The sequence below is a fragment of the Shouchella rhizosphaerae genome, assembly GCF_036700015.1.
GTDB classification, from domain to species: domain Bacteria; phylum Bacillota; class Bacilli; order Bacillales; family Bacillaceae_D; genus Shouchella; species Shouchella rhizosphaerae.
In genome coordinates this window covers 2,394,263-2,420,300 of sequence record NZ_CP144921.1, presented here as the reverse complement: position 1 = coordinate 2,420,300, position 26,038 = coordinate 2,394,263, and the positions used below count along the sequence as shown (strand labels likewise).

Annotated in this window: 27 protein-coding genes and 1 pseudogene; 8 read left to right on the top strand and 20 right to left on the bottom strand. The window is 45.2% G+C overall.

Going from position 1 to position 26,038, the window contains the following annotated elements:
• Positions 1-185: 185 nt before the first annotated feature.
• The 5 genes from V5G21_RS12055 to V5G21_RS12035 all read right to left on the bottom strand — a co-directional run bounded on the left by V5G21_RS12055 (position 186) and on the right by V5G21_RS12035 (position 3,913).
• Positions 186-806: a hypothetical protein gene (locus V5G21_RS12055; RefSeq protein WP_073305599.1), complete on the bottom strand. Its 621-nt coding sequence runs from the start codon at positions 804-806 to the stop codon at positions 186-188.
• Positions 807-1,005: 199 nt separating this feature from the next.
• Positions 1,006-1,626 carry a hypothetical protein gene (locus V5G21_RS12050; RefSeq protein ID WP_011245398.1) on the bottom strand — a complete coding sequence of 207 codons (621 nt, stop codon included), beginning with the start codon at positions 1,624-1,626 and terminating at the stop codon, positions 1,006-1,008.
• 30 nt (positions 1,627-1,656) lie between these two features.
• Positions 1,657-3,228, bottom strand: a complete 1,572-nt coding sequence (locus V5G21_RS12045) for a T7SS effector LXG polymorphic toxin (RefSeq protein WP_095316408.1) — start codon at positions 3,226-3,228, stop codon at positions 1,657-1,659.
• Positions 3,229-3,242: 14 nt separating this feature from the next.
• The gene (locus tag V5G21_RS12040; RefSeq protein WP_073305595.1) at positions 3,243-3,509 is read right to left on the bottom strand and encodes a YwqI/YxiC family protein; all 267 of its coding nucleotides are present in this window, start codon (positions 3,507-3,509) and stop codon (positions 3,243-3,245) included.
• 14 nt (positions 3,510-3,523) lie between these two features.
• Positions 3,524-3,913 (bottom strand): DUF5082 domain-containing protein, encoded by a 390-nt coding sequence (locus V5G21_RS12035; protein WP_011245395.1) that lies wholly within the window; start codon positions 3,911-3,913, stop codon positions 3,524-3,526.
• A gap of 275 nt (positions 3,914-4,188) precedes the next feature.
• Here V5G21_RS12035 and V5G21_RS12030 point away from each other — a divergent pair, with 275 nt between their 5' ends.
• The gene (locus V5G21_RS12030; protein ID WP_338464790.1) at positions 4,189-6,870 is read left to right on the top strand and encodes a DEAD/DEAH box helicase family protein; all 2,682 of its coding nucleotides are present in this window, start codon (positions 4,189-4,191) and stop codon (positions 6,868-6,870) included.
• A 64-nt stretch (positions 6,871-6,934) separates the two neighbouring features.
• Here V5G21_RS12030 and aroD read toward each other — a convergent pair whose 3' ends face one another.
• Positions 6,935-7,705 carry a type I 3-dehydroquinate dehydratase gene (gene aroD, locus V5G21_RS12025; RefSeq protein ID WP_095236765.1) on the bottom strand — a complete coding sequence of 257 codons (771 nt, stop codon included), beginning with the start codon at positions 7,703-7,705 and terminating at the stop codon, positions 6,935-6,937.
• Positions 7,706-7,839: 134 nt separating this feature from the next.
• Here aroD and V5G21_RS12020 point away from each other — a divergent pair, with 134 nt between their 5' ends.
• Complete coding sequence (locus tag V5G21_RS12020) at positions 7,840-8,352, top strand: GNAT family N-acetyltransferase (protein ID WP_095236767.1); 513 nt, start codon at positions 7,840-7,842, stop codon at positions 8,350-8,352.
• Positions 8,353-8,530: 178 nt separating this feature from the next.
• Here V5G21_RS12020 and wrbA read toward each other — a convergent pair whose 3' ends face one another.
• Positions 8,531-9,151 (bottom strand): NAD(P)H:quinone oxidoreductase type IV, encoded by a 621-nt coding sequence (gene wrbA / locus V5G21_RS12015; protein WP_095255299.1) that lies wholly within the window; start codon positions 9,149-9,151, stop codon positions 8,531-8,533.
• A gap of 113 nt (positions 9,152-9,264) precedes the next feature.
• Between wrbA and V5G21_RS12010 the strand changes: the two genes are divergently transcribed.
• Positions 9,265-9,717, top strand: a complete 453-nt coding sequence (locus V5G21_RS12010; protein ID WP_073305592.1) for a VanZ family protein — start codon at positions 9,265-9,267, stop codon at positions 9,715-9,717.
• Positions 9,718-9,759: 42 nt separating this feature from the next.
• Here V5G21_RS12010 and V5G21_RS12005 read toward each other — a convergent pair whose 3' ends face one another.
• From V5G21_RS12005 to V5G21_RS11995, 3 genes are all read right to left on the bottom strand, one after another.
• Positions 9,760-10,869 carry an NAD(P)/FAD-dependent oxidoreductase gene (locus tag V5G21_RS12005; RefSeq protein WP_073305590.1) on the bottom strand — a complete coding sequence of 370 codons (1,110 nt, stop codon included), beginning with the start codon at positions 10,867-10,869 and terminating at the stop codon, positions 9,760-9,762.
• A 91-nt stretch (positions 10,870-10,960) separates the two neighbouring features.
• Positions 10,961-11,599 (bottom strand): DUF2306 domain-containing protein, encoded by a 639-nt coding sequence (locus V5G21_RS12000; protein ID WP_095236772.1) that lies wholly within the window; start codon positions 11,597-11,599, stop codon positions 10,961-10,963.
• Positions 11,600-11,621: 22 nt separating this feature from the next.
• Positions 11,622-12,656 (bottom strand): DJ-1/PfpI family protein, encoded by a 1,035-nt coding sequence (locus tag V5G21_RS11995; protein WP_338464789.1) that lies wholly within the window; start codon positions 12,654-12,656, stop codon positions 11,622-11,624.
• A gap of 212 nt (positions 12,657-12,868) precedes the next feature.
• Here V5G21_RS11995 and V5G21_RS11990 point away from each other — a divergent pair, with 212 nt between their 5' ends.
• Together V5G21_RS11990 and V5G21_RS11985 are read left to right on the top strand one after the other, a co-directional pair.
• A complete protein-coding gene (locus V5G21_RS11990; protein ID WP_011245386.1) occupies positions 12,869-13,552 on the top strand; it encodes a response regulator transcription factor in 684 nt (227 codons plus the stop codon).
• A 1-nt stretch (position 13,553) separates the two neighbouring features.
• Positions 13,554-14,873, top strand: a complete 1,320-nt coding sequence (locus V5G21_RS11985) for a sensor histidine kinase (RefSeq protein ID WP_338464788.1) — start codon at positions 13,554-13,556, stop codon at positions 14,871-14,873.
• Between the two features lie 88 nt (positions 14,874-14,961).
• Here the strand turns inward: V5G21_RS11985 and V5G21_RS11980 are convergent, their stop codons facing one another.
• Together V5G21_RS11980 and V5G21_RS11975 are read right to left on the bottom strand one after the other, a co-directional pair.
• Positions 14,962-15,777 carry a cytochrome c oxidase assembly protein gene (locus tag V5G21_RS11980; protein ID WP_073305582.1) on the bottom strand — a complete coding sequence of 272 codons (816 nt, stop codon included), beginning with the start codon at positions 15,775-15,777 and terminating at the stop codon, positions 14,962-14,964.
• A complete protein-coding gene (locus V5G21_RS11975; protein ID WP_011245383.1) occupies positions 15,774-16,244 on the bottom strand; it encodes a DUF2243 domain-containing protein in 471 nt (156 codons plus the stop codon). Before V5G21_RS11975 ends, V5G21_RS11980 begins: the two co-directional genes overlap by 4 nt.
• A gap of 166 nt (positions 16,245-16,410) precedes the next feature.
• On the opposite strand from V5G21_RS11975, the gene V5G21_RS11970 reads away from it, so the two are divergent.
• Entirely contained in the window at positions 16,411-17,229 is an 819-nt protein-coding gene (locus V5G21_RS11970; RefSeq protein ID WP_073305580.1) for an MBL fold metallo-hydrolase, read from the top strand.
• 143 nt (positions 17,230-17,372) lie between these two features.
• Here V5G21_RS11970 and dgoD read toward each other — a convergent pair whose 3' ends face one another.
• From dgoD to V5G21_RS11950, 4 genes are read right to left on the bottom strand one after another with little or no spacing between them, the layout of a single operon-like run.
• Positions 17,373-18,521 carry a galactonate dehydratase gene (gene dgoD, locus V5G21_RS11965; protein WP_073305578.1) on the bottom strand — a complete coding sequence of 383 codons (1,149 nt, stop codon included), beginning with the start codon at positions 18,519-18,521 and terminating at the stop codon, positions 17,373-17,375.
• 22 nt (positions 18,522-18,543) lie between these two features.
• Positions 18,544-19,179: a bifunctional 4-hydroxy-2-oxoglutarate aldolase/2-dehydro-3-deoxy-phosphogluconate aldolase gene (locus V5G21_RS11960; protein WP_073305576.1), complete on the bottom strand. Its 636-nt coding sequence runs from the start codon at positions 19,177-19,179 to the stop codon at positions 18,544-18,546.
• Positions 19,180-19,188: 9 nt separating this feature from the next.
• Entirely contained in the window at positions 19,189-20,136 is a 948-nt protein-coding gene (locus tag V5G21_RS11955; RefSeq protein WP_073305574.1) for a sugar kinase, read from the bottom strand.
• 29 nt (positions 20,137-20,165) lie between these two features.
• Complete coding sequence (locus tag V5G21_RS11950; protein ID WP_073305572.1) at positions 20,166-20,915, bottom strand: IclR family transcriptional regulator; 750 nt, start codon at positions 20,913-20,915, stop codon at positions 20,166-20,168.
• A 300-nt stretch (positions 20,916-21,215) separates the two neighbouring features.
• On the opposite strand from V5G21_RS11950, the gene V5G21_RS11945 reads away from it, so the two are divergent.
• Positions 21,216-21,824, top strand: coding sequence for a GDSL-type esterase/lipase family protein (locus V5G21_RS11945; RefSeq protein ID WP_073305570.1), 609 nt, complete (start codon positions 21,216-21,218; stop codon positions 21,822-21,824).
• 115 nt (positions 21,825-21,939) lie between these two features.
• Here V5G21_RS11945 and V5G21_RS11940 read toward each other — a convergent pair whose 3' ends face one another.
• The 3 genes from V5G21_RS11940 to V5G21_RS11930 form a co-directional block, all read right to left on the bottom strand.
• Positions 21,940-23,202 (bottom strand): AAA family ATPase, encoded by a 1,263-nt coding sequence (locus V5G21_RS11940; RefSeq protein WP_011245376.1) that lies wholly within the window; start codon positions 23,200-23,202, stop codon positions 21,940-21,942.
• Between the two features lie 378 nt (positions 23,203-23,580).
• A complete protein-coding gene (locus V5G21_RS11935) occupies positions 23,581-23,781 on the bottom strand; it encodes a hypothetical protein (protein WP_011245375.1) in 201 nt (66 codons plus the stop codon).
• A gap of 13 nt (positions 23,782-23,794) precedes the next feature.
• The gene (locus V5G21_RS11930; protein ID WP_011245374.1) at positions 23,795-24,076 is read right to left on the bottom strand and encodes a DUF2642 domain-containing protein; all 282 of its coding nucleotides are present in this window, start codon (positions 24,074-24,076) and stop codon (positions 23,795-23,797) included.
• A 214-nt stretch (positions 24,077-24,290) separates the two neighbouring features.
• Between V5G21_RS11930 and V5G21_RS11925 the strand changes: the two genes are divergently transcribed.
• The gene (locus V5G21_RS11925; protein WP_073305568.1) at positions 24,291-25,574 is read left to right on the top strand and encodes a glycosyltransferase family 2 protein; all 1,284 of its coding nucleotides are present in this window, start codon (positions 24,291-24,293) and stop codon (positions 25,572-25,574) included.
• A gap of 140 nt (positions 25,575-25,714) precedes the next feature.
• Here V5G21_RS11925 and V5G21_RS11920 read toward each other — a convergent pair.
• Positions 25,715-26,002, bottom strand: a pseudogene (locus V5G21_RS11920) (GNAT family N-acetyltransferase); the annotation flags it as partial.
• Positions 26,003-26,038 lie beyond the last annotated feature (36 nt).

The window sequence follows — 26,038 nt, the reverse complement described above, 5'->3', positions numbered from 1 at the left end:
CAAGAATTCCCCCTATAGTAAAAAGAGATAATACTTTCATTACGTCTTTCTTTTCTTTATTGTCCAGAAAGAACCCCCCAACTCCTATTGTTATTTTCAAGATGATTCGATAAAAAGGGGAGTAACCTTCCCTCCACCACTCTCCCTTTTAACTACGATCAACTACGCTTTACGTTTCCCTTTTTTTACAAGCCAAACATATTAATAATCCCACCTAATACAAGAAAATACCAGATACACAAAAGCAGCGTAATCGGCCTCTGAACGTAGAAAGGAAAACGGGATAATAGATTTTGAATCTCGCCATTCAATCCACAGAAATAGATAGCGATATAGCGAAAGCCCTCACTCCATGCCGTTTTCGATTTGTCATATGCATTCGCTGCATAAAACGTCAACACATAACTTGGCATGATGAAGGATAAAAAACTAAGCGAACAATTAACCATAAGAAAAACCGCTAAAATTCCTGACGGAAAAGGAAGTCCTCCATCAAAATCTGCATACCAAGTGACGAGCGTAAAAAATAGCAGGACAGGAATGAGAAACCATAAACTTTTGAGAAACCCTCTAAAAGTAAACACATTCCCTCTTTCTTCCGGTTCAATCTCAACTGTCTTTTTTGTACGAAAGCCGTCAATAAAGGCAAGTAGGAAAATGACAGGCTGTATAAATAAAACAATGAGTGTCCAAGCCAAATAAGGATCTTGCCAATATGTAACATAGCTTAGGAGTATTAACAGCATTAGAAGGAACCATAGCTGCCCTTTGACAAATGTTTTTAGACTCTTGCGGATGGAAAACATTTAGTACGCTCCTGGCTTAGAAAACTAATTTTTTTAGGAGGACATTCATAAATACCTTTTTAGATTCACACTAGATAATAATAGTGTCAACTTAAAAGTCTGCCACGATTAAAGCCCTGTTACGAAGGAAGGAGAAGTCTTTCACTTAAGGAAAACCTTTAAAAACAGACGGATTCCCTCTTCCTTCCCCTCCAACCTATTACCAACCAAACAACGATCCAATAGATATATAAGCAAAGATATACCATATACACAGAAGAAGTGTAATCGGCCTTTGAATGTAAAAAGGGAAACGGGATAATAGATTTTGTATCTCCGCATTTAATCCAGAGAAATAAATAGCTATATAGCGAAAACCCTCGCTCCACGCAGTGTTTGCTTTGTCATACGCATTCGCTACATAAAACAAAACCACGTAACTTGGCACAAACAATGATAAGAAATTAAAGAATCCATTTACCAGCAAAAACCCTAAGATTAAGGCAGAAGGAAAGGGAACAACAGCATCACGGTCAAAATGCCCCATCGTTAATGTCATAAATAGTAGCACAGGAGCGAGAAACCATAAACTTTTGAGAAACCCTTTTAATGAAAACACACTCCCTCTTTCTTCGGGTTCCACTTCAACTGCCTTTTTTGTACGGAAGCCATCAACAAATGCCAGCAAGAAAATGCCCGGCTGGATTAACATTAGAATTAAAACCCAAGATGCTAGTGGATCACGCCAATGCGAAACATTGGTCAGCAAAATGAATGTCATAAGAAGGAAACAAAACTGCCCTTTGGCCAATGTTTTTAGACTTTTTTTTAGTGAAAACATTACAATCTCCTATTGTCTGTCTGGATTAAACTACTTAAACCAGCTGGTAACAAATTTTTTGGCACTATTAACGGTATCGCCAATATTGTCTGCCACCTTTGAGGCCGTCTCCTTTATTTTATCAACACCCTTATCTATTTGTTTTCCTACCTTCTCTCCCAAATCCTTCACTTTCTCATCCAAAGCGATCGATCCAATGATTCCAACTGTCGCTCCTACTGCCCCGCCAATGACTGTGCCTGGCCCTGGCAGAATCATGGAACCGATTGCCGCTCCTCCAGCGGTTAGTCCAGCTACACCAGCATCCATTGCGAACCCAGCTGCTACTCTGCCAGTTTTTTCTGCGGCACTTTTCTCTTTATTTTCATCCTTAAATGCTTCCATTATGTTGCTTCCGGCTGACACAATCGTACCTACATAAGGCACGCGCTTAAACGTATTGACAAATGTCTTTTTAGCTTCTTTGGCTGTTGCTTTTAAGTCAGGTTTAGCGACATATTGTTTCGCTTTTGCGTCATCGATAGCTACGCCGGAGGCATTTTTGCGAAATAACTTAGTAAATGCTACAGAGGAATGGCTCGGATCTACATTGACTAGTTTTCTCAAAATGTTGGTCGGTTGGTTATTGAACCTGCCAAGTTCCCGGAACAACTTAATCGGTGAATTTTTATTGCCGAATTTGCGCATGATTGAGTTTAGGCCCGCTGCTAACTTTGAATTGTAGACGCCGTTTTTCTTTACCCAGTCTTGATGGTTTTTAACGCGGAAAATGCCGTTTCCAGCTTTTTCAAACTTTAATCTTCCCGAGACAATAACGGCAAGAGCGCCAATGCCTTTGGCAACATCCATTCCTTTATAGAAGGTGCCTGCTGTACTAAACCAATCGGCGATTATTCCCATCAGTGTTGGGTCTTCAATGGAAGCAAGCTCCATTGCTTCTGACCACATATTGTAATAGACGTCGTTTTCTTTAAAATAACGGTCAATTTCTTCTTGTACAGCTGGGGAAGCAATTGGCCCTCCCGTTGTCCAGTTAATGACCTTTTCAGTTGACTGCATTAATTCTGTTAACGTCGCTTCGGCTTCGTTGGCGAGATTGATGTTTTCTGCATCCAATTCTTCGAGACGATCGGCTGTGTCTTGGGCATGTTGTTTTAACATGTCTGCCCATGATTGCACGCCATCCATTGTGAATGTGCCGGTGTGGACTAAGTCTTGGATCGAGGCGCACGCGCTGTTAATTGCCTCTGTGCTCGCTTCGGCATTTTGTTTGATGCGGTTGATGCCATTTGGGATTGTTTCTGTTAGAAAATCTTGGCGAAGCAACGCGTTGCTTGCTTCGAAGTTTAATAGATTGTTTTTCATTTTCCCGAGTTGCTCGATGTACTGCTCGAGATAGGTAACGAAAAAGCGCAGCGCCGGCAAGTGCAGCTGTGAAAAATGGTTTTTAATCGCTTCTCCCCCTTCTCCTTGGAGTGAATGGAGATTATGGATTTTGCGAATGCTTGATTCCACCGCTTCTAGCTGGGCAATGTCTTCTTTTTTCGCATCAACTAACTTATCAATGCCATTGATTACTTCCTGGACATCTAATACTTTCATCTCTTTGGCTCCCCTTACCCTTGGTTTGCCAAGGCCCTGTCCGTCTCACCGTACACTTTAATAAGGCGCTGGCTTTCCTGTTCCATTTTGTTGAGTGCTTCCATATACGCTTGTATTTGCGCTTTATAACCGTCCTCTATTTGATTGACTTTCTCAAGAAATTCGAGTAACGATGTCGCCATTTCGATATTCGCGTTTGTTGGCGTAAAGCCATTGGCGGCATTGGCGACATTTTCGAATACTTCGAGTGCTTCGGCTTCGTTCACTTTAATTTCTGCCATCGTTTTCCTTCACCTCATTGTTTTTGCAAGCGCTTGAACATCGATACTTGTGCTTGTTTTGCATCAATTAATCGGTAGCTGTTTTCAATACTGCTTTGCAAGTCGCTTATTTTTGTTTCAATCGATGAAATGATTTCCTCAAGATGGTCTTGGGAGTGTTGATAAGACGTTTCCAAATAAAATCGTTTGCCGTCATGGTCGTTGGCCTCATTTCCACGCCAAGCGTCATAGCTTAATTCTGGATCTTGGAGATACGTCTTGTCTTGGTGGAGAATGTTCTGCTCTTCTATTAATGTGCTCTTTGCTTCCTGCAGCCGCTTCACATCTTGCTGGGCAGTTACAATATCTCCCCGAAGCGAACCCATTTCCTGCTGAAGTCGTTGAATGCTCATTGAATAATCCATTCGTATACGTCACCTTCTACCATTTCCATATATAACTAGCATAAAAGACTGTGGCAGGATGTTCAATATACCAATAGCCCTAACCACGCCTAACAAAAACAAAAATTTGAATGAAAAAGATTCTTATTACCTAGTTCTTTCGTTCAAATCAACCATTTTACATAAAATGGAGGCTTCCTAGCGCCAAAACGTTTATGCCGCTCCCCTCTTCTACTAGCTTGTTTATTCCTGGTAAACTACTACTAATACCGTTTTAATAGACTGGGGGAATCAACGTGAACGAATTTCCACAATCGATTCAATTTCGTTATCAATGGCGTACATACCAAAAAAAGATCTTAGCGGACATGGCTGCCCTTCTCCAAAACAAACGCGTCCATCTCGTTGCGCCGCCAGGCTCTGGCAAAACTGTTTTAGGGCTTGAACTAATGGTGCGCTTAAACAAGCCAACGTTTATATTGGCTCCGACAGTGGCGATTCGCAACCAATGGGCGGAGCGATTTCTAGAACTGTTCTGGCAAGGCGATAAAACGCCGGATTGGGTTAGTACAGACATCCGCCAACCTGCTTTTGTGACGATTGCCACTTATCAAGGGTTGCACAGCCTTTGCAGCTTTGAAGATAGTGGAGGCTTTGAGGGAGATGACGTAGACATTGCGACTGAACATCAAACGGAATCACTAGGGGGAAAAGAGAGGAAGGAGGCATACAAGCGATTGCTAGATATGGACTTTCAAACGTTGATTGTCGATGAAGCCCATCATTTGCGTGCCGCTTGGTGGAAAAGCACGATCGATTTTCGGCGTTCCCTTAACAAGCCAACGATTGTCGCACTTACTGCCACTCCACCTTACGACGTTTCCCAAAAAGAATGGAAAAACTATATTGATCTGTGCGGGCCGATTGATGCAGAAATTCACGTCGCCGAATTGGTTAAAGAAGGCGACCTCTGCCCTCATCAAGATTATATTTATGCGACAACGCCAACGGTGAAAGAAGCCGAGCCGCTCCTTGCGTTTCACAACGAAGTTACGTCATTTATGCAGCAGCTTAAAACCGATAAAGCGTTTATTTCGTTTGTAGAACAGCACCGCTACATCACTGATCCAGCAAATCAAGCCCAAGAAATGCTCGCCAATCAGGCTTACTTTTCAAGTTTGCTTATTTTTTTGCATGCATGTAGTAGCGAAGCGTGGAAACAGCCGGCAAAATTGGCTGGCCTTTATGAAAAAAACATCCCACCTTTTGAAGAGGAGTGGGCGGAAGAGCTTTTAGACCATCTGCTGTTTAAAGATGCCGAAATGGATGAAAAGCAGTCGCCATTAAAGGACATTAGACAACATCTACAGCGAATTGGCGCTATCGAGCGTAGAAAAGTCACGCTTCGTTCTACGAAAACGTTTGACCGTTCTCTTGTCAATAGTCTATCGAAGCTTGATGCAATGACAGACATTGTTTCTTTTGAAGCAAGCAAGTTAGAAGACAAGCTTCGCCTTGTCATTCTCGCTGACTACATCCGTCTTATTGATTTGCCCAAACACCGAGGTGATGAGCAACCATTAACACGATTAGGGGTCATCCCGATTTTTGAGCAGCTGCGCCGGCACATCGATTCGAAAGTTAAGCTAGCGGTCCTGACTGGCTCGACGGTTATTATCCCCACTTCAGCTAAGAAACGAGCCGAAAAAGAGGCTGAAAAAGTAGGATTGGAGCTCAAGCTGCAACCGTTGGCCCATGATCCGAATTACTTACTGCTTACCGTTGATGACAACACACGCGCCAACATGGTTAGCATTATCACCGCTGTTTTTACAACTGGCGGCATTCACGTCCTAATCGGCACAACGGCTCTGCTAGGAGAGGGCTGGGACGCACCTAGCATCAATACGCTTATTATGGCATCCTATGTCGGCTCATTCATGTTGTCTAATCAAATGCGCGGCCGGGCGCTGCGAATTGAACGAGATAATCCAAATAAAACCGCCAATATTTGGCACATGGTTTGCATAGACACGGAACAGTATGATGGTGGCCATGATTGCCTCTCGCTCCAACGCCGCTTTAAGTCGCTTATCGGCCTTGGCACAGAGGACAATATCATCGAGTCAGGCATCAACCGCCTTGCTTTCCCTAAACCACGTTATCGCCGCCGTTTATTGAAAGAGTCAAATGAAAAGACGTTTGCCCAGGCAGCAAATCGGCAACTACTTGCCGACCGTTGGAAAAAAGCGGTTGCGATGGAGGGAAGGCCGACTGAAGAAATAAGCGCCGATGCTCGTTCTATCCCTCGACCACTTTGGTTTGGAACAACATTAAAGGCGATGATTGTGATTGGCTTTCTTACTTTATGGCAGGGCGTAACTGTAGAGCGTCCTTCTAGTTATGGTAGCAAAACAGAGATGACCTTTTACCTTGTTTACCCAATTGTCGTTAGCGCCCTTTTTGCGGCCCCATTTTTTTGGAAAGCGATTCGGATTTGGTGGCGCAATTCGACGATTGAAAAAAGCATGGAGAGTGTTGGGGAAGCCCTTTACAAAGCACTACATCAAGCGGGCATTGTCGAGACTCCATGGGAGAAAGATGCGATCTCGACTATAAAAGCAGGGCATGGCACCCTCGAATGCTGGCTTAAAATCGGGACAACGTATGAGAAAACCGTTTTTCTAAAAGCGCTCCAAGAAGTGATCGATCCGATTGAAGATCCTCGTTACCTTCTATACCGGCAATCAAAGGCCCATTTCCGCACGCGCAAAGACTATTTTGCCGTTCCTACCGAACTAGGGCGTAAGAAAGCTACTGCTGAAATGTTCCACCGTGAATGGAAAAAACATCTTGGCAAAGCAGAACTTGTCTACACCCGCAGTTTTGAAGGCAGGCAAATCCTATTGCAAGGACGGGTAAAAGCGATGTCGGCTGTATTTGTACCTCGGTCTGAACGAATTAGCGCTTGGCGGTAAACAAACGGATCCCGTGCCGCATAGAGCAGGACGGGATCTTTTAGTAGAACGGCAATACGCACGTTTATGACCCAGTGACATATCGGTCGATGACATCTAAAACAACACGAAGCTCCTCAATCGGCATTTGTCCAGGAGCGGAGCTTTCATTGGCGATCGCAAACGTAAGTGCTGACCCACAAGTGCCGCCTGCCATTCTTGATAATGTACCTAGACGGCCCATGGCCATGGTGATGACTGGAATTGTCAGTGTGGAGGCGGCTTTTTGCGTTGCCTGCATTAAAGTGAGCACATCGGCCATTGTCTCGGGCATCACTGCGACCTTGCCTACATCGGCACCATACGTTTCCGCTTCTTGCAGTTTTGCCAATATATCCGCCTCAGACGGCGTCCGCTGAAAATCATGGTAGGACAGAATCAATTGCGTTTCCGTTTCCTTAGCAATCGCTCTCAGGCGCTCCTTTTCGGCTTCTGGGCAGCTAAGCTCTACGTCAACTACGTCGACAAGCCCTTGTTTCATTACTTGCTCATAGAGCACAGTCACTTCCTGCTCGCTGACAGTGATCGGTTCGCCCCCTTCTCGGATCGATCTGCGCGTAAACAAAATCGGGATCCCTTTGCTATGCGCCTTTAAAAGGGAAGCCGTCTCAAGGACATCCTCGGTTTCGCCAATATGTTTATAAAAATCGACTCTCCACTCTAGAAGATCCGGCTTTTTTGCAGCGACAGCGTCGATTTCTTCTATCAGCGCTGCTTTTGTTTTTCCGACTAGCGGCGCACAAATCAATGGCCTTTGTGGCGTAGGCCCATCTGTTTTTTGAATCGGTTTGCCCATGCAAACACCCCTTTATCCCATTTGGTCAATCGGCAAGCGGCTTTTCTAGTTCACAATGCCTTTATTTTTGCGCTTTAAAGCAGCACTGTCAACCTTTTTCTTATTTCTTTTATGGCGCCAAACAGGAAAATGCTGTGCTTGCAACGAACTCACCTGTAGCTCCAAACAGAAAGGCGCTGATGATGTTGAGTGACATGCTTGTCCCGTTATATAGCCTGCCTGAGGAACCATCCGTTTCAAAGGAAATCACTATTAGACGCGCACTTGCCCCAGAGAAAACGATTGTGCTTAACTGGGTCAAATCCCATTTTAGCCAAGGCTGGGCTGATGAATGCGACGTTGCTTTTAGCCGCGCTCCTGTTTCTTGCTACCTCGCTGTAAGTGGTGAGGAGCTTCTCGGCTTTGCCTGCTATGATGCAACGCTTAAAAATTTTTTTGGGCCTACTGGCGTGAAAGAGGACGCCCGTGGCCAAGGAATCGGAAAAGCGCTATTGCTCCGCTCTTTCCATGCCATGCGCGAATCAGGATACGGCTATGGCATCATCGGTAGCGCTGGTCCAGTAGATTTTTACGAAAAAGCGCTAGGCGCGATCGCCATTCCAAACTCAAAGCCAGGGATTTACAAAGGCATGCTTCGCCAGAATTGAGAAGGCTTCCCGAAGCGCCTTCACGACTGATAGCAGCAGGAAAGCGCAATGAAAATGAGAATAGTCACGTCGCTGTTAGCGACAGGAAAAAACCGCCCTCCGATCCAAAGGCGGTTTTTTCCTGTTGGCACACCATCGCACCCTCGTTTTGCCTATAGCTCTGGCAAGTCGATTTCTTTCAGTCTCCAGTTTGCAAGCCTGTAACAATGGCTTTAGCGACTGTGACTGTCCGTTTTGCTTGCTGTTTGACAGCCTGTTCGACGTCTTCTATTTGATTTCCGTCTTGGTCAATTGTCACGCTCGTTCCGTAAGGATTGCCGCCTGAAGTGAAAGCACTTTGGTCCGTATAACCAGGCGCAACAACAATTGCACCCCAATGGTACATCGTTGTATACACAGACAAAATTGTCGCTTCTTGGCCGCCGTGTGGATTAGAGGCAGAGGACATGGCGCTTACTACCTTGTTAGCGAGTTTGCCTTGTGCCCACAAGCCGCCGAGCGTATCAAAAAATTGTTTAGCTTGTGCTGGAAGAACGCCAAAACGTGAAGGCACGCTAAAGATATAGGAATCGGCCCATTCCATGTCATCTGGTGTTACTTCTGGCACGTCTTTCGTCGCTTCCACATGGGCACGCCAGGCTGGATTGGAGTCAATTGCTGCATCTGGAGCAAGTTCTGGAAACTTTAATAACCGCACTTCCGCGCCTTCTTTTTCAGCTGACTCTTTTGCCCATTTTGCCAATTGGTAGTTTGTTCCGGTGGAACTATAATAGATGACCGCTGTTTTCACATTTGCCATTTTCAAACCTCCTTTTTACTTTATTATATGTATACCCATTTATCTCGAATTTAATATATCTTTTTTCGTCCTATGCTAAAATAATAACAAACGAGTAGGAAAGGCAGACGTTTATGTACAACAAGGCAATTGTTTCCTGGATAGCGGCGATTTTATGGATGGCTACGATTTTTCTTCTCTCCCACCAGCCAGCAAACGACTCTTCAAAGCTAAGTTTGGGTGTGCTTGACTTTTTCATGCAGTCGCTATCGGCGATGATGCCACAGGTAGAGATGCATGCCGATCTTCTCCACACAGTTGTCCGCAAAGGTGCCCATTTTGGCGCTTACTTTATTCTTGGTATCCTCATGCTGAATGGACTTCGCCAAGTTGGCGGCAAAGGGGTGAAGGCGGCGGTCTTGGCGCTCTTCTTATGCTTTTTGTATGCGATCACCGACGAAATCCACCAACTGTTCATTCCAGGACGCAGCGGCCAATTTACCGATGTGCTTATTGACACTGCTGGAGCGGCAACAGGCATAGGCATATTCTCGCTCGTCCTCCACCTTTTTAGGAAAAAAACGTGAAATAGAGCGAGCTGCAATAAGCTCGCTCTATTTAAGAAAAACTTAACACTTCCGCAATGGATCGTATGGAGCTAAATCAATAGGTGGCTCCTCGCCTACTGCCAAAGCGGCTGCTAACGTCCCTACATAAGGCCCCATTGTCAAACCTGATGCGCCAAGCCCTGTTGCGATCACTAGCCCTTTTAATGCTTTTACTCTGCCTAGAAGAGGCTTTAAGTCTTTGCTTGCTGGGCGAAAACCGATTCGGACTTCGCGTAGCGAACCTTCACTTAGTCCAGGGGCAACACGGAGCCCTTCATCAAGTACTTCATAGACGCCCCCTGCCGTTAGGCGGTAATCAAACCCTGATCCTGTTTCTCTCGTTGCCCCAATGACGACCCGGGCATCATCAAAACAGACTAGATAATGGCTCGTTTGTGGAAGGACGACTGGCCATTTCGACGTATCATACCCTTCCATGCCAATGTGGGCAATTTGTCCTTTTTGCGGCTCAACTTCTATCGTTATTCCAATAGACTCGGCCAATTGTTTCGCCCATGCCCCTGATGCGGCAATGACCGTGTCGCCTTCATATACGGTCCCCTCTACTTCAACGCCGCAAATGGCTTCTTCCTCGTATACAAGACACGCTTCACCCTCAACTACTTGTGCGCCATGCTTTTTAGCGGCACGGCACAAAGCGTCGCGTAACAACCGACCGTCAAGGCGGGCAGCTCCTTCGACATAAACAGCTTCTAGCCCTTCCTTTAGCGGTGGGAATAACGCCTTCGCCTCCCCATACGATAACCGTTTAATTTCGCCTACTTCTGGGGTATCTTGTTTCCTTTGATGGGCGCGGGCTTCCATTGCGGCAAGCTCGCTTTCCTCTTCATTGACACCTAGTGCTCCGACGAAAGCAAAGCCAACATGCTCCTCCCCATCTTGTTTCAGTCTTTCCATCAGCTCTGGGTAGTAAAGCGCTCCGTTACGAGCAAGCCTGTACCAATCTGGATCATCTGTTTTCGAGATCCACGGACAAACAATGCCCGCGCCTGCGGCTGTTGCTTCCCCTTTAAAACGTTTATCGACCAAAATAACATCTTCCCCTTTTCGGGCTAGATGATAGGCCGCGCTTGCCCCAACTATCCCGGCTCCAACTATAATTGTTGTCATTTGCCTCCCCCTTGCTCCTATCGCTTTTTAATTAGTCTATCATTTCAGTTTCAGCGATGTAAGCTAAAGTAGAAAACAAATATAGATTTTGCTATGAAGTCACTTGCCAATCGCCGATCAAGCGGATGACGATAGCAGGAATAACGAGCAGCACTACAATGGCGCCATAAACACCGATTGTATAGCTAGTTGGATAATCAAGGCCAAATCCTCGGTTCACCATGGCAGTAATTAAATGAAGAACCATGTTCGTAAAACAAAAGGCGTAACTGCGGATCATCCAATTGCGATGTTGGGTCATTCGTTTCTTTTTGATCTGAACGAGCGCGATTATTGTGATAAGCGGCCAAATGATGTTGATTGCATTGAAACCAATGCTGACGATTTTGCCTCCTGTTGCGTATGGAGCCATGTAGCCTGACGTGAGGACGACAATAAAGACAGATACGAAATAAAGGTAGCCGTTTAAGCGGTGGAACTTGCGACTTTTGGCAAAGATTCGTTTTGAAAAGTTAAGCAGTCCCGCCGCCATCGCAACACAGGCAAACGCCACATGAATGTACATTACGTTTAGCCAGACCGGCACATTTAACTCTCGCGTGAGCCCGGTTTTATGGCTTAAAAATGTTTCTGCTCCTGGGTCAATGACATAATTGTATACGAACGCGTAAACGATAAAAACAATACTGATGCAGACGAGTAGCCTAAAGAACATTTTCTGCTTATTCATGTATAATAAAACCCCATTTTCGTCATAAAATCCGCTTCCCGATCAACTTCGACGCAGGCAACACACCAGCCTTAGCAGTTCCTATCATCTTGTCTCCGTCTACACTGACTTCAAATTTCAAATTTAAACGCAAAGGTTTTGTAATGGGCAGCGACCAAGTCATCTTATTGCCTTGAATGACGGGATGGATGAATTGGACCGTTTCCTCTCCTTGTGTGGCTTTGCCACGGATCGTCTCCTTGTCTGTCGAGATCGATAGTGCAACATCCAGTTTTCCAATTGGCGTCATGATTTCTGTGGCCCATTCGCCCTCGAAGATAGACGCTATTCTAGATTGGTTAAGCATGGCGCTATCTGTATGTCCAACTTTATTCGTTGTACTGTTTTCATCGTCCTCTGCCTTCGCTGTACCATGACGTGGGACAAGTCCTACGTCTCGCCAAACCGTTCCCCTCCGTTCAAATTCAAATAGCTGCTCAACAGCATGGGCGATGCGAGGGCCAAGTTCTCGTTCAACAAGATAGAGGGCAAGATCCAGTCCCGATGTGACACCGCCGCTGCTTACGAAATTGCCATCATCAACGACACGTGCTTGGACAGTGGTCACGCCAGTAGCAGCAAGTGCATCCATGCCTAGATGATGTGTAACCCCATGTCTGCCTTCCAGCAAGCCACCCATCGCTAACAACAGGGAGCCGCCGCACACCCCAGCGATGACCATGTCTTTCTGGTGGAGGGCATGCTCGACCATTCTGGTTAATTCTGTATTCATCGCCCGGCCTAATATCGCCGGGATTGAATCAGGCCCCTCCCCATCGACAGCCCCGGCTGCGCCAGGGACGAGAATGATTCCTGGACGTGTCGGGTCTAGTTTTTCCTCTGCTTCGAGTAGGACGTCGTTGACGCCGCTCTTCACAGATCTTGGTCCTTCAGCAGTCACAAATTCGACGCTGAGATTGTCTTTGACATTCATTGAAGCTGCGTGAAAAACTTCATAGGGGGCAATTGCATCCAAAAGGTCGAATCCATCAAATAGAACAATTTGTATCGATACCATCTTCGTTTCTCCTCCACATCCATTTAGTTAACAAACTGAGCTCCTTGCATTGGAAAACGAGGGGAACTGCTTCGATACAAATCATAACAACGAACACTCTCAAATGACGTGAGAAAAAAATCACAAAACGATCAACAATCGATCACAAAACAGGCGTCTGCATTGGTTTTGACCGGAAAAATGATAAACTAAAGTGCAAAGGTGGGAAGTTTATGAATGCAAAGACCATACTCGTTGTCGACGATGACCAAAGTATTGCCGATTTGTTAAGGGATTTTTTAGAAAACGATCATTTTTACGTGTTAACCGCCTCCAATACAGAGGAAGCATGGGAGGCTTTCCAGCAAAGCGCTGTCGATTGTCTAATCCTGGATATCATGATGCCTGGAGAAAATGGATTTGCGTTCTGTCGTCGGATTCGCGCAAAAAGTGACGTTCCGATCTTGTTCTTGAGTGCACGGAGCGCTGATGTCGACAAAATTCGCGGCCTGACCCTTGGAGGCGACGATTATATTGTAAAAACGGCTTCGCCGGGAGAAATTGTTGCCAGAGTGAAAGCCGTCCTACGACGCTCTGCTTCAAATCAGCCACCGACTGAAACGATCTTGGAATTTGGCCACCTTACGTTAAATCTGACAACACGAGAACTTGCTGTGGACGGAAAAAACGTGATGCTGACCCCAAAGGAATATGAACTGCTGCAATTATTTTTAGAACACCCCAGGCATGTTTTTTCCTATGACCAACTTCTCGATAAGCTGTGGGATGGCGTAGGCGACAAGCACACCGTTCGCGTTCATCTTAGCCGTCTTCGCGAGAAAATAGAAGCGAACCCGAATGACCCTCAATATATTGTAAACGTATGGGGAATTGGGTATCGCTTCGAAGGAGGATAACATGCCTACATTGCGTATCCGTACATTTACAGTACTCTGTTTTTTCTTCATTCTATCATTACCGTGGATTTTTTATGTGACAGCACACTTCATAGAAACAAAAACGTTTCGCTTCTCTACACCTGATGAAAACTTGCAAAGGCATGTAACCGAGACCATTCATACGATCGAAACAAATGCAGACAACTGGACAGACGCCAATTGGCAACGCCAACTAGAAACCCAACTGCGGAAGGCCAATTTGGAAGTTGCGATTTTGTCGGCGGCGTCTAATCAGGAAATGTATCGCTCGAATCCAGAAAGCAGCAGTTGGTTTTCGTCAACAGAACGATTCTCCCTCATCGAGGACGGCCAGTTACTTGGCAAAGTGGTCATTTACGTGCCAAGCTCACGAATGGTCCCGACGATTTCAGCAATCGTTGGCTTTTTGCTCGCATTTATCATTGTTGGCATCGCCTTGCGCAGGTTCTTTCTTCAACCACTCGAAAGAATGGGTTTGGTCGCTCGAAAAATAGCCGCCGGAGAGTTTGATGGACAATTGCCAATAGGCAGGATAACAGAAATTGCCGATGTAGGCGCTGGATTTGAAGTGATGATGAAAGGACTGCGGACATCCCAGCATAAACAAATGGCACTGGAAGAAGAACGGCGCTTCATGATTGCAGCGATTGCCCACGATTTGCGAACGCCGCTGTTCGCCTTACGGGGATATTTAGATGGGCTAGAACAAGGCATTGCTAAGTCTCCAGACAAAATAACAAAGTATGTGGCGGTTTGTAAGGAAAAGTCAAGGCAATTGGACCGGCTAGTAGAGGATTTGTTTACCTTTACAACGATGGAGTATATGGAGCAGCAAAAGAATGTACGTCCAATTGATTTAAAAGACCTTTTTCAACAGACGATTGACGGCTTCCGCCCACTCGCCCAACAAAAACACATCTCGATCTCAACAGATTTTGAAGAGAACTGCATGATTCGCGGCGACAGCCACTTGCTAGAACGTGCTTTGAACAACCTTTTCGATAATGCCATTCGCCATACACCCTCATCGGGCAATATCGTTGTCCGTTGTTATAAGGAAGACGCTAACGTGACGTTTTCTTTAAAAGATACAGGGCCAGGCTTCTCCTCTGAAGAATTAGAGCGTGTGTTTGAACCTCTATTTCGTGGCGAAGTGTCACGAAACCGTTCCACAGGAGGAAGTGGGCTAGGATTAACGATTTCTCAACGAATTATAAAGCAACACGGGGGCGAACTAGCTGCCAAGAACCACTTAGATGGCGGGGCGTTCATAAGTGGTTGGCTGCCTGGAGACAATTAACGCGAAACAAGGAACGCTTGCGTTTGCCAAAGCGTTCCTAAAAGTTGTTGTGTTGTCGCCATTTCGTTACAACTAGGGCCATTTCTATTTATATGTTCGCTCTGCTGTTTTCTTGCAACAATAAAGAGGCGCGTGCACTCCGGCGCGTTGCTTTGTACCACTGAAAACAAAAAACAACTAGAAGAAACAAGTCGATTGCATCCCCGCCATAATACATGAGCATCGCCCCTGTCTGTGCTTGTTCAGGAGCAACACCTACGGGCGGATTGGCATAAATCCATTTCGATAAAATGCCGTGTCCAGCGAGCGCGATGACTAGCACAATCGCCCTGTACAAAAAAGGTTTGCGATGTGACACAGGGTCAATGTAGATCATGGAAATCGTGAACATATAGCCTGCCAAAAAAACGTGAATGTGGATCAAAAAGTAAAGAAATGGATGGGCATGCATGAATGCAAACAAGCTTGTTGTATAAAGAAGCCATAAAGCGCCAATGTTTAATAACGATGCTACACTAGGATCGGCAATCATTTGTGGTATCTTGCTGCGTAATAATTGGCTAACGCCTTTTGCCATTGGCACAGGCAATGTCCGCACCAACAGCGTCACCGGCGCCGCTAATGCCATCAACAGAGGCGCAAGCATTCCTAACAGCAAGTGTCCGATCATATGGAAGGCAAAATCAGTATGTGCCTTTTCCGCTATTGGCCCCGCCCCCGCTAGATAGGCGGCGAAACAGCCGGCGATCCAAATGAGCGACCGGTAAAGGGGCCATGGCTTTCGAGTCCTATAGGATAATAAAGCAGCAACGATATAGAAAACGAAAGCACCGACAAACGGCAATGTGAGTAACAATTGGGCAAAAAACCATTCTAACTCGTTTGCCATAGCTGGGTGGTTCATGGCTGCCGCCTTTGGCCTGTTCTGTATACAAGAACGGCACCGCAGATCACTAAAAGAATGGCAATCGCATTCCAGACACTATCATAGATATACACATTTTCCACGTAGCGAATTTGATGAATCCGCATCCACTTATGTTGAATCGTGCCATCATACAATTGGAAAGCCCCTGAGCCAAGTAGAATTCCGCCAAGCCACCTTTTGCCCCACCAACCGCGGCGGGATTTCAGGTCGGCCAGCAAGAACATCCCCGAAACGCTCGCAAACCAGCCAAATGCATGAAAGATACCATCCGAAATGATCCCTATTGTTCTAGTCGACTTGTCGTAGAAATGATGCCATTGCAATAATTGATGGAACAAGACTTCATCTAAAAAAGCAGCGATGCCGACGCCAACTAACACGCCGGACCAAAGATTGCGTTTTAAGTACAAGTGCCGCAGTTCCTGCTTCATCGGCTTTGGCATTCTCCCAACCTCCTTAATCGTTCACTATTATTAGTCTTTCCTTCTAGCAATTAAATCAAACACATGGTATAAGGCAGCCAAAGCGGCAAACGCAATAGCCAGAAAATAATTCTTTTTGTTATAATGTAGTGAATGATTACTCATTCATAAAAGAGGTGGAGCAAGGATGCGTATGAAGAAAACGATGGAGCAACATTCCGTAAATGGCGTGTCCATGGCGAACGGGACCGTTTCATTTCGTTCGGTCACTTTAAATGTATATAGCTTCGCTATCGATGGGATTATCATTGACGCTGGTGCTTCCGCACTAAAAAACGGCTTTCTCCCTTTCTGGAAACAACAGCCAATTGATGCTCTATATTGCACCCATCTCCATGAAGACCATACAGGCTGTGCCACTTGGTTTGAACAACACCTGCATGTTCCGATTTACTTGCACGACTCTTCTCTTGCTGCTGCTAAGAAGACTGGCGACTACCCCCTTTATCGAAAACTGTTTTGGGGCAAGCGCAAACCGTTTCACCCAGCTGCAATTCCAGCAACATTCCAAACGAGGCACTCGAACTGGGTCAGTATTTTTACGCCTGGACACGCCACTGACCACGTTGCCTTCCTAAACAAATCGACTGGGCAACTGTTTACAGGCGACCTCTATGTACAAACAAAAACAAAACTTATTATGGACAGTGAGTCTGTTCCACAAATTATCGCCTCGCTCCATAAATTGCTGCAGTATGATTTTGAAGACGTTTTTTGCAGTCATGCTGGCTATTTAAAGCAGGGCCGCAAAAAGCTAGTACAAAAACGAGACTATTTAGAAGCATTAAGCAACCAAGTCCACGATCTTTACAAAAGCGGACTCCCCATTAAAGAAATCCAAAAGCGCCTGTTTCCTCGGACATACCCCATTACCCGTTTTTCAAAAGGCGAATGGGACTCTGCTCACTTGGTCAAGTCGGCATTAGAGTATACCGGAAGCAAATAGTAGAAAAAAGCAAGCAGCCTCTACACAGGAAGCTGCTTGTCTATGACTTGTCCGCTTTTTTAGGCGGCTTAGTCAATACACTGCCGCCTTTCGACGATCAACCAAGTAATAACCTCCAAATTTCAGCAATGATGTTTAGCAGCTTACCACTCTGCAACGCTGTTGTCTTGATGTCTCCAGACAGGGTTTCGCCAATTGTGGCCTGTTTCGCTCATCTTGCGGACATGGTCCTCATTGATTTCAATGCCAAGCCCAGGTTTGTTCGGTATGTCCACATACCCATCTTTATAGTGGAAAACGCTGCCATCGACGAGATAATCGAGAAGATCAGATCCTTCATTGTAATGGATGCCAAGGCTTTGTTCTTGGATAAACGTATTGTGGCAAGTTGCATCCACTTGCAAACATGCCGCGAGTGCAATCGGGCCGAGTGGGCAATGGGGAGCGGCAGCCACATCAAATGCCTCAGCCATTGATAGAATTTTCTTGCATTCAGTAATGCCGCCAGCATGGGACAAATCTGGCTGGATAATATCGACATAGCCGTCAACGAGCACTTGTTTAAAATCCCATTTCGAAAACATCCGCTCTCCTGTTGCGATTGGAATAGCTGTATTTCTGGCAATTTCCCGTAACGCTTCATTGTTTTCTGGCAACACAGGCTCTTCAATAAACATCGGCTTAAATGGTTCTAACTCTTTGGCTAGTATTTTGGCCATTGGTTTATGAACGCGTCCATGAAAATCAACGCCTATCCCGACATACGGGCCAACAGCTTCGCGAATCGCAGCCACATTAGAAAGGACGCGGTCAATTTTTTCGAAAGAATCAATGTATTGCATTTCATCGGTTGCATTCATTTTCACTGCAGTAAAGCCTTTGTCAACTACTTGTTTCGCTGCAGCGCCAACTTCATTAGGGCGATCTCCGCCAATCCATGAGTATACTCTTATCTTTTCCCGTGCTTTGCCGCCAAGCAACTGGTGGACAGGTACGTTGTGATACTTCCCTAAAATATCCCACAATGCTTGGTCAATACCGGAAATGGCGCTCATCAATATTGGCCCACCACGATAAAAGCCGCCGCGGTACAGGACATTCCAATGGTCTTCAATATGAAAAGGATCTTTGCCAATCAAGTATTCCATCAGCTCATGGACAGCAGCCTCTACAGTAGCAGCACGCCCCTCGACTACAGGTTCTCCCCAGCCAGTCATTCCTTCGTCCGTCTCTATTTTCAAAAACAGCCACCGTGGCTGGACTTTGAACAGTTCATAGCTTTTAATTTTCATTTGTTGTTCTCCCCTCTTTCTGTTATTTCATTGCTTGCTCTAGTGCCGCTACATAATTTTTCGCTTTTGCCGTAAGCTTACGCAGATAGGCAGGCGTCACTTCGGCCTTGCTGTCTACTAAAGAACTGCCAATGCCAAATCCGACAGCGCCTGCTTGTTTAAAAGCGGCAATGTTCTGGTCATTGACTCCGCCTGTTGGCAAAAGCGGGATATGGGACAATGGCCCGCGAATGTCTTTCACGTAGCCTGGGCCGGCACTTGCCGGAAAAACTTTGACAATATCGGCGCCAAGCTCGTAAGCGCTTAAAATTTCTGTCGGCGTATAGGCACCAGGGATGCTGACTTTGCCATAGCGTTTCGTCGTTTCAATCGTTGCCGCTTTTACAGTCGGGGAAAGGATAAAATCGGCCCCCGCTTGAATCGACAAAAACGCCGCTTCTGGATCTAACACCGTTCCAGCGCCAATCTTCATTTCGCGGCCCAGTTCCCTTGATAACAACCGAATCGATTCGAATGCGTCAGGGGAATTGAGGGTCATTTCAACTAAGCGAATGCCTCCCTCTTTAAGAGCGCTTCCAATTTTCACTGCGTCCTTTGGCGGTACGCCACGGATAATCGCAATCAGTTGGTGCTGATAAATGGCTTGTAACGTTTCCATATTTTCCTCCTAACGATTCACGTCTTCTCGATTTTGTTGGAAAGCATGCAATGTTTGCCGAGAAGGCAAGCCTTCAATGTCGCCGTGCACTTGGGTCACAAAAGCGCCTATCGCACAACCGCGTCCGACTGCCTCTTTAATGGCGAGCCCATCGAGCAAACCAGACAAAACGCCTGCGGCAAATCCGTCGCCAGCACCAATTGGGTCAACCACTTCCTTTACTGGGATTGGAGCAACATAGCCAGACTGGTCTGTGCTCTTGTAATAAGCACCTTTCTCACCGAGCTTGACAACGGTTAGCTGGGCGCCAAGCTGTAAACAGCGATCGGCAATTTCCTCGCTATTGTTCGTGCCGAATAAATAGTGGCCTTCTCCATACCCTGGCAAAACAATATCAGCAATGCCAATCAAACGCTCTAACAAATGCTTCTGTTTCTCTTCCGTCAGCAATTTTTTGCGTATATTCGGGTCAAACACGATTTTGACATGATGCTTCTTGGCCATTTCTATTAATACGAATGTTGTCTGCTCGCATGATTTGCTCAATAATGGCGTAATTCCTGTTAAATAAAGAAACTTCGCGTTCTTAACATAGTCCTCATTAATATCGGCAGGCTCTAGACGGCTCGCCGCAGAACCCTTTCGGTAGTAGAGGATATTCGCCGTCTTCACAGTCGTTTGTTCTTTCAAAAATAGCCCCGTTGGAGCCTGCTCATCCATGGCTACATACGTTGTATCAACGCCTTCACCACGGACAGATTGGATGATTTTCGCTCCTAACTCGTCAGCGCCGACTCGACTAATCCAGCCTGTTTTATGACCAAGTTTCGCTAATCCGATCAGCGTGTTCGTCTCTGCGCCGGCCACACGGGCTGAAAAATTAGAAGCGTATCGAAGCTGACCATCCTCCTTAGAGGCAAACAACACCATTGTTTCGCCTATGCTTACTACATCCATTCAAACACCTCTTCATGTACTGGCTTCCTCTACAAAACGTATCCAAGCTTTTGTGAAATGCCGTTTGCTGTGTCGATAACGTTGTTCACGATTTGACTTTTTTGTCTCAACATCCGCTCTTTTGGCCCTGCTACGCTAATCGCCGCCTGCATTCCTTTTGATGCATCAAATATGGGCGCCGCCACACAGTACAGCCCTTCTTCATTTTCTTCATCATCAATCGCGTAACCTAGCTGTGCATATTCTTGTAAACGAGCCAGCAGTGTGTCTTTATCGGTAATTGTGTGGGGGGTGATCCGCTTAAGGGATACATGTTTTAAGTAATCGATACGTTGCTCCTCCGGCATGAATGTCAAAAAAGCCTTGCCAAGTCCCGTGCAATAAAGGGGCTTTCGTCCGCCTAAATACGCTGACGTCCGAATCGAGCGATTGCTATCGATTTTCGCCACATATACAAGTTCCTGGTTGGCTAGTAGCGCCATAAATACCGTCTCCTCTACTGCTGAAGCTAACCGTTGCAGCGATTCAGCGCTTAACAAAGCAAGGTCGAGTGATTCACGAGCAGCATTGCCAATCGGAATCAGTTTTGGACCAAGAGCAAATTTTTTCGCTTGGTTTACAGATAAATAATTTTCACGATAAAGCGTATGGACTAAAGCTGACGTGCTACTTTGCGGCAACTCAAGGGTTTCGCTAATTTCTTTAATACTGAGGCCATTGACATGGCTGCTTAACAATTCAAAAATACGCAGAACCCTTTCCGCTGATTTAACGGACAATCATACTCGCCTCCTAAAATCACATATGTGATTTTCGATCATTAATGTGATTTGAAAACACTCTAACATAGCGATTTGCGTTATTGCAACAAAATTTTCAAAGCGCTTTCAAAATGTTTGCTAGTTTGCTCGTTTCGGTGATTCCCCATTCGCCCTACTTGTATTTTCATAAACGGCAGCCCAAAACTCCATGTTTGGAACAAACCTTTTTTCACCTGATATCACGACATAAATTAGGGTATGATGGCCGCCGTTCCACCTTTTCCGACTGTCCATACACTAAAGAAAAGGAGGGAGGCCATGTATGTATATGTTGCAATTGGGGATTCGCTTGTAACAGGGGTTGGCTCAACCAACGGATTTGTCGTACCTTATCGGGACATGGCTAGCCGCCGATTAGGACAGCCGATCCAACTCATTAAACTGGCTAGAAACGGGCTAACCTGTGAACAGATCTCCAGTTTGACTTTTAGGCATTCTAAACAAATCGAGCGCGCCAATATCATAACGATTACAGCTGGAGGAAACAATTTTTTAACAGCCTTACGGCAAACGAGTAGAACAGGCTCTGTCGATCATCTCCCTAAAACAACGGCTGGCGTTTATGCCTGTTTACATCACCTTATCCGTCACATCACTTACGTAAAACAACATGCTCGAACACCATACATCGTCCGTGTGTTTAACCTTTATAACCCGTTGCCAAATATTCCAGTTCTTCAGTCGCATTTGTTTCGTTTTAATCAGAGCTTATATACGTTGGAACGCTATCCAAATGTGCGGATCGTTGACATTAGCTTTCTTTCAAACGGAGTTCATTATCTAGCAAAAGATGGGATCCACCCAAATAACCGAGGCTATGAGAAGATGGCTGAGGCAGTTTATCAGACGGGGTTCCATCCTCTGTAGAGAGCCCGCTTGATTTACATCATAAAAGCCAGCTAACTAGACAGATAGCTGGCTGTTCTTCTATTTAAATTTCCGTTCAACACAATCCTGCCTTACACCACCACAAATCTTTTCCCTAATGAAAACCTAGCTCGTCGCCGCCTTCCCACCACTTGCCAGTCTTGCTTTTCTTTTGTTCTTTTTTCATCGATTTGATCAGTTTGTTGATATCTACTTTGCCAGCAGCATGCTGTTCCATTGCCGCCGCTATAAACAGTTCTTTGATTTGCGCAAAAGAAAACCCTTCGGTTTCACTAACAATTTTGTCTAAATCGGCTCCTTGGACAACCGTTTGGAAATTAAGAACCTTTACGTAACGATGGCGTAGCTCTTTATTAGGAAGAGGGATTTCATAGCCTCGGTCAAATCGGCCAGCCCGGTTAATCAAACCTGGATCAATTTCTTCTGGATAGTTGGTTGTGCCAATTAAGAAAATCCCCTCTTTCGAAGTAGCGCCATCCAGCGTATTTAAGAAATAGGAACGAGCTTCTTCAGGCATAGAGTCGATGTCTTCTATGACTAAAATCATCGGCGCAAGACGTGTCGCTGACTCAAACACTTGGCTAATCGATTCACTTGAAGTAAATTCGGTAATTTGCCAATAGGCCACAGGGGCGTCAACGGTGCCAGCAATTGATTTAACGAGCGTTGTCTTGCCATTGCCAGGAGGGCCATAGAGCAAGATCCCCCGTTTATAAGGAATGTTAAACTTGGTAAAAAAAGACCGGTCTTCTGCGAAGAAATGGTCCAACATCTGGTATATTTCTTCCTTTACATCAGCCCGAAGCACAACCTCTTCCCGAGAAATAGCCCGCGTTACAGGTTGCTGTTCTTGAACAAACCCGTCCATCCCTTCTTTAAACACAAGCACTTCGTTCCGACTTTTATGCCACAGCCGGTTCCGTAACGTTTGCAGGAAGTTTTCCATTTCTAGAGGACTTGTCGCCAACACACACTGCATGTACATAATGCTTGAATCATCAAAAACCGGAATGCGAGCAAAAGCAATGCCTGCCTTTTTATAGGCATACACATTATTCTGGAGTGCCCGATGCACCCGATAAACAGGTTCACGCGCTTCCTCATCATACTCGAACGTTTGTGTCTCCAGCTTATCAAAAATTTTGGCTACATGCTCCACTTCTGGATTTTCATTTTTAACGTCTTCTTCAAAAATCGTCCATAATTCAAAATGGGCGTCATCCGTTTGATAAGGCTCAAATGTTTTGCCATAGGCAGCAAACAATGCATCTTGAATGCCTCCAATCAACCTCGCATACCCTGGATAGCCTTTCACGTCGTTTTTTTGGTCTGCACTTTGCTCATAAATGCACTTCATCTGCGTTACTCCTTCTCCTTTTCTCTTGAAGAAGTTCCTAAAACATAGCCTTCTTCCCCATAAGTATAGCGCAACTTTTGTCCTAGGAGTATCCGTGCTTATTCATCAAAGTTGCTTCAATCATATTTTCAAAGGGGCGAGATCGTCGGTAATGCGTCCCACCATAAGTTCAACTGCTTTCTCTCGCTGCATAGACAGTGACAAAAAAAGCGCTTCCTGCCTTTTCAAGACAGGAAGCGCGAAAGTGAACATCTACAAGACAATTGTTATACAGCCAGTCACATTTTTTTAAGCATTCCACTCAACCATTACAGCGCGTTCTCTGCTCATTTCCTTAAAGGCTACTGGCCGCTTTTTGTCCTATTAGGAAGCCCAAACTTACGGAAAACGGACAAAGTTGATAGCGGCGACGACGACACTTACCTGGATGTTTGGCCCGTATCCAGTTGATGTTATTACAACAACAATATTTGCCGTTGCACTTAAGAGAATGCCTTCTATGAGGTTGTTATCTGTTGCAATTTCAACCGTTTGGCCAATTCGGGTCGCCAACTCATTTGTAAACAAATTTTCAAACACGTATATCCCTCCTTTACTGTCCGCTTGCTGATTCAATTTCTGCTAAACGCACAAGCACTTGCGACCCGGTGTCTTCAATTATCACGATGTAGTCAGTCAGGACGGAAAGCAATGTCCCTGTTATTACACCAAATGGCGTTGTTACCGTTACCGGTTGACCAACTAAGCCAAGCAACAAATCTCTAATGGCTCCTGTCCCATTTGGAGGAGTTGTTCCATTAGTCTGTTTCGCCAACCGAATTTCCAATAACAAGTTTAACAACTCGAGAGTGAGAGATAATTCTCCGTTTGCCATAATGATTTACACTCCTTTCTTGTCTACAATCAATAAATGCGAATTTTGTCATCTTGTATAGATACGTTCCTACTTTTTAAACCTATTTTGCTAAAATTCCACTGGAATCCAAGTTCCCTTCAAATGGTTAACTTGAATACCATGGCTCATAAGACAGCCGTCTGTCATTTGCCCCATTAGAAAAAATGGTCGGCAACATAAGGAGGAATGAACGATGCGCGACATCTTGGTATTTTTTTTAAACTATGAGAGCGGGGTTTCATTGCAACAAGCACTGTCTTCACTCAGCTCTCTCAAACCCCGAATCAAGACGGTTTACCTTATTCACCCGCCAACAGCTATTGACAAGCAACAATTTCAATACGAAATACAAACCATCGCTGTACCCAATGGAGAAATTGCTGGCGCTTTAAACACTCTCCTCCAAACATGCGACAGTACGTATGCCCTTTTCTTGCATAACGGCGACACCCTTTGTCCAAACATACAGCCTAACCGTTTGACACTTCCTTCTGGTAAAGCAGTAATGACATTTAAGCAGGCAATTGGGACCCAGTATGTGGAACAGCCTTTCTTAGTACGGACAGCTTTCTTCCAGGAAAAGACGTTCGCTGATCTTGATCACTTGCCTTTTCCAGACGCATTATTTCCAGCTTGGCTGCAAAACGTAGAAACACGCCAAATTGTTCAAACAAAGGATCCCTGGATCAAACGGCCAAGAGCCAACACATCAAAAAGCGAACGCGAGAAATATGCATACATGATGAAATACAGACGAGCAAAAGCAGAGATCCCTTCGCCTACCCTGGCCATCATCATGTCCGCCTTTAATATGACGGACTACCTTGAAACGGCGATTGCCTCTTGTTTTTTACAACAATCACCGCCTGACCAATTGCTCATGATCGACGACGGGTCAGAAGATAATAGCTACGAAAAGATGTGCAAGTGGAAAAAAAAGCGGGGCGTAAAGGTGTTCAAACAAAAAAACGGCGGCAAAGCCCGTGCTTTAAATGCATTGCTCCCTCACATTACAACCGACTTTGTGATGGAGGTAGATGCAGATGATTGGCTTGACCCCGATGCCCTGTTCACAATCAAGAAAAAATTGCAACATCTCCCTAAGCATGCTGCCGTTTTATATGGCAATTTTAGAAGGTGGAAACAACAGCCAACAGGCACGCTCCTTTATAAAACAATAGCGAAAGGAAAACCTGTCCGTTCAGCAAGTGAACTCATGTCCTATCCATTTCCACTAGGCCCCCGCATTTATCGCACAACGATGTTAAAACAAATAAACGGGTTTCCTGTCACACCTTTTGAAAACGGCCGCTTATATGAAGACGTGAGTGTGTTAATGAAATTAATCAAGCAACCTAATTCCGTTTTTTGCTATGACGATTTCACTGTTTACAACATTCGCGAACATCCTACAAGCATCACCCGACTCAATCACCATAAATGGAATGCATTTTTGCCTTACGCAGATAGTGATTGATAGACAGGTATGTGTTTATCTAGGTTCATTTCAATATAAACAAATAAAGGATTATTCATAGCAGTCTGGTGACTAAAATGAATAATCCTTTGTGTCCTAATTTATTTTATAGGTTGCTCGACAAAAGCATCCTTCCAGTATTAAACTTTCAAACTCATAATAAGCTGTTCGCCAATTGGGCCGATTTTCCTTTTTCCTGTAGCGTGAAATCCTGTTTTTCCATACAGTTGTTGGGCAGCTATGTTTTTATGGTTCACAGCCAGTACAATTTCATTGCAGTGAGGGAATTCCGTGGTGACAAACTCCTTTAGCAACAACATCGCCTGCTTTGCATAACCTTTTCCTTGTTTCGCTTGGTTAATGGATAATGCAATGAGCAACATAGCCTATGGATTGTCGGAATACTCTTTTACTCTATCCGTCGAATGTCTCCACCTCTACGTTGTGATACAACAAGAACAACC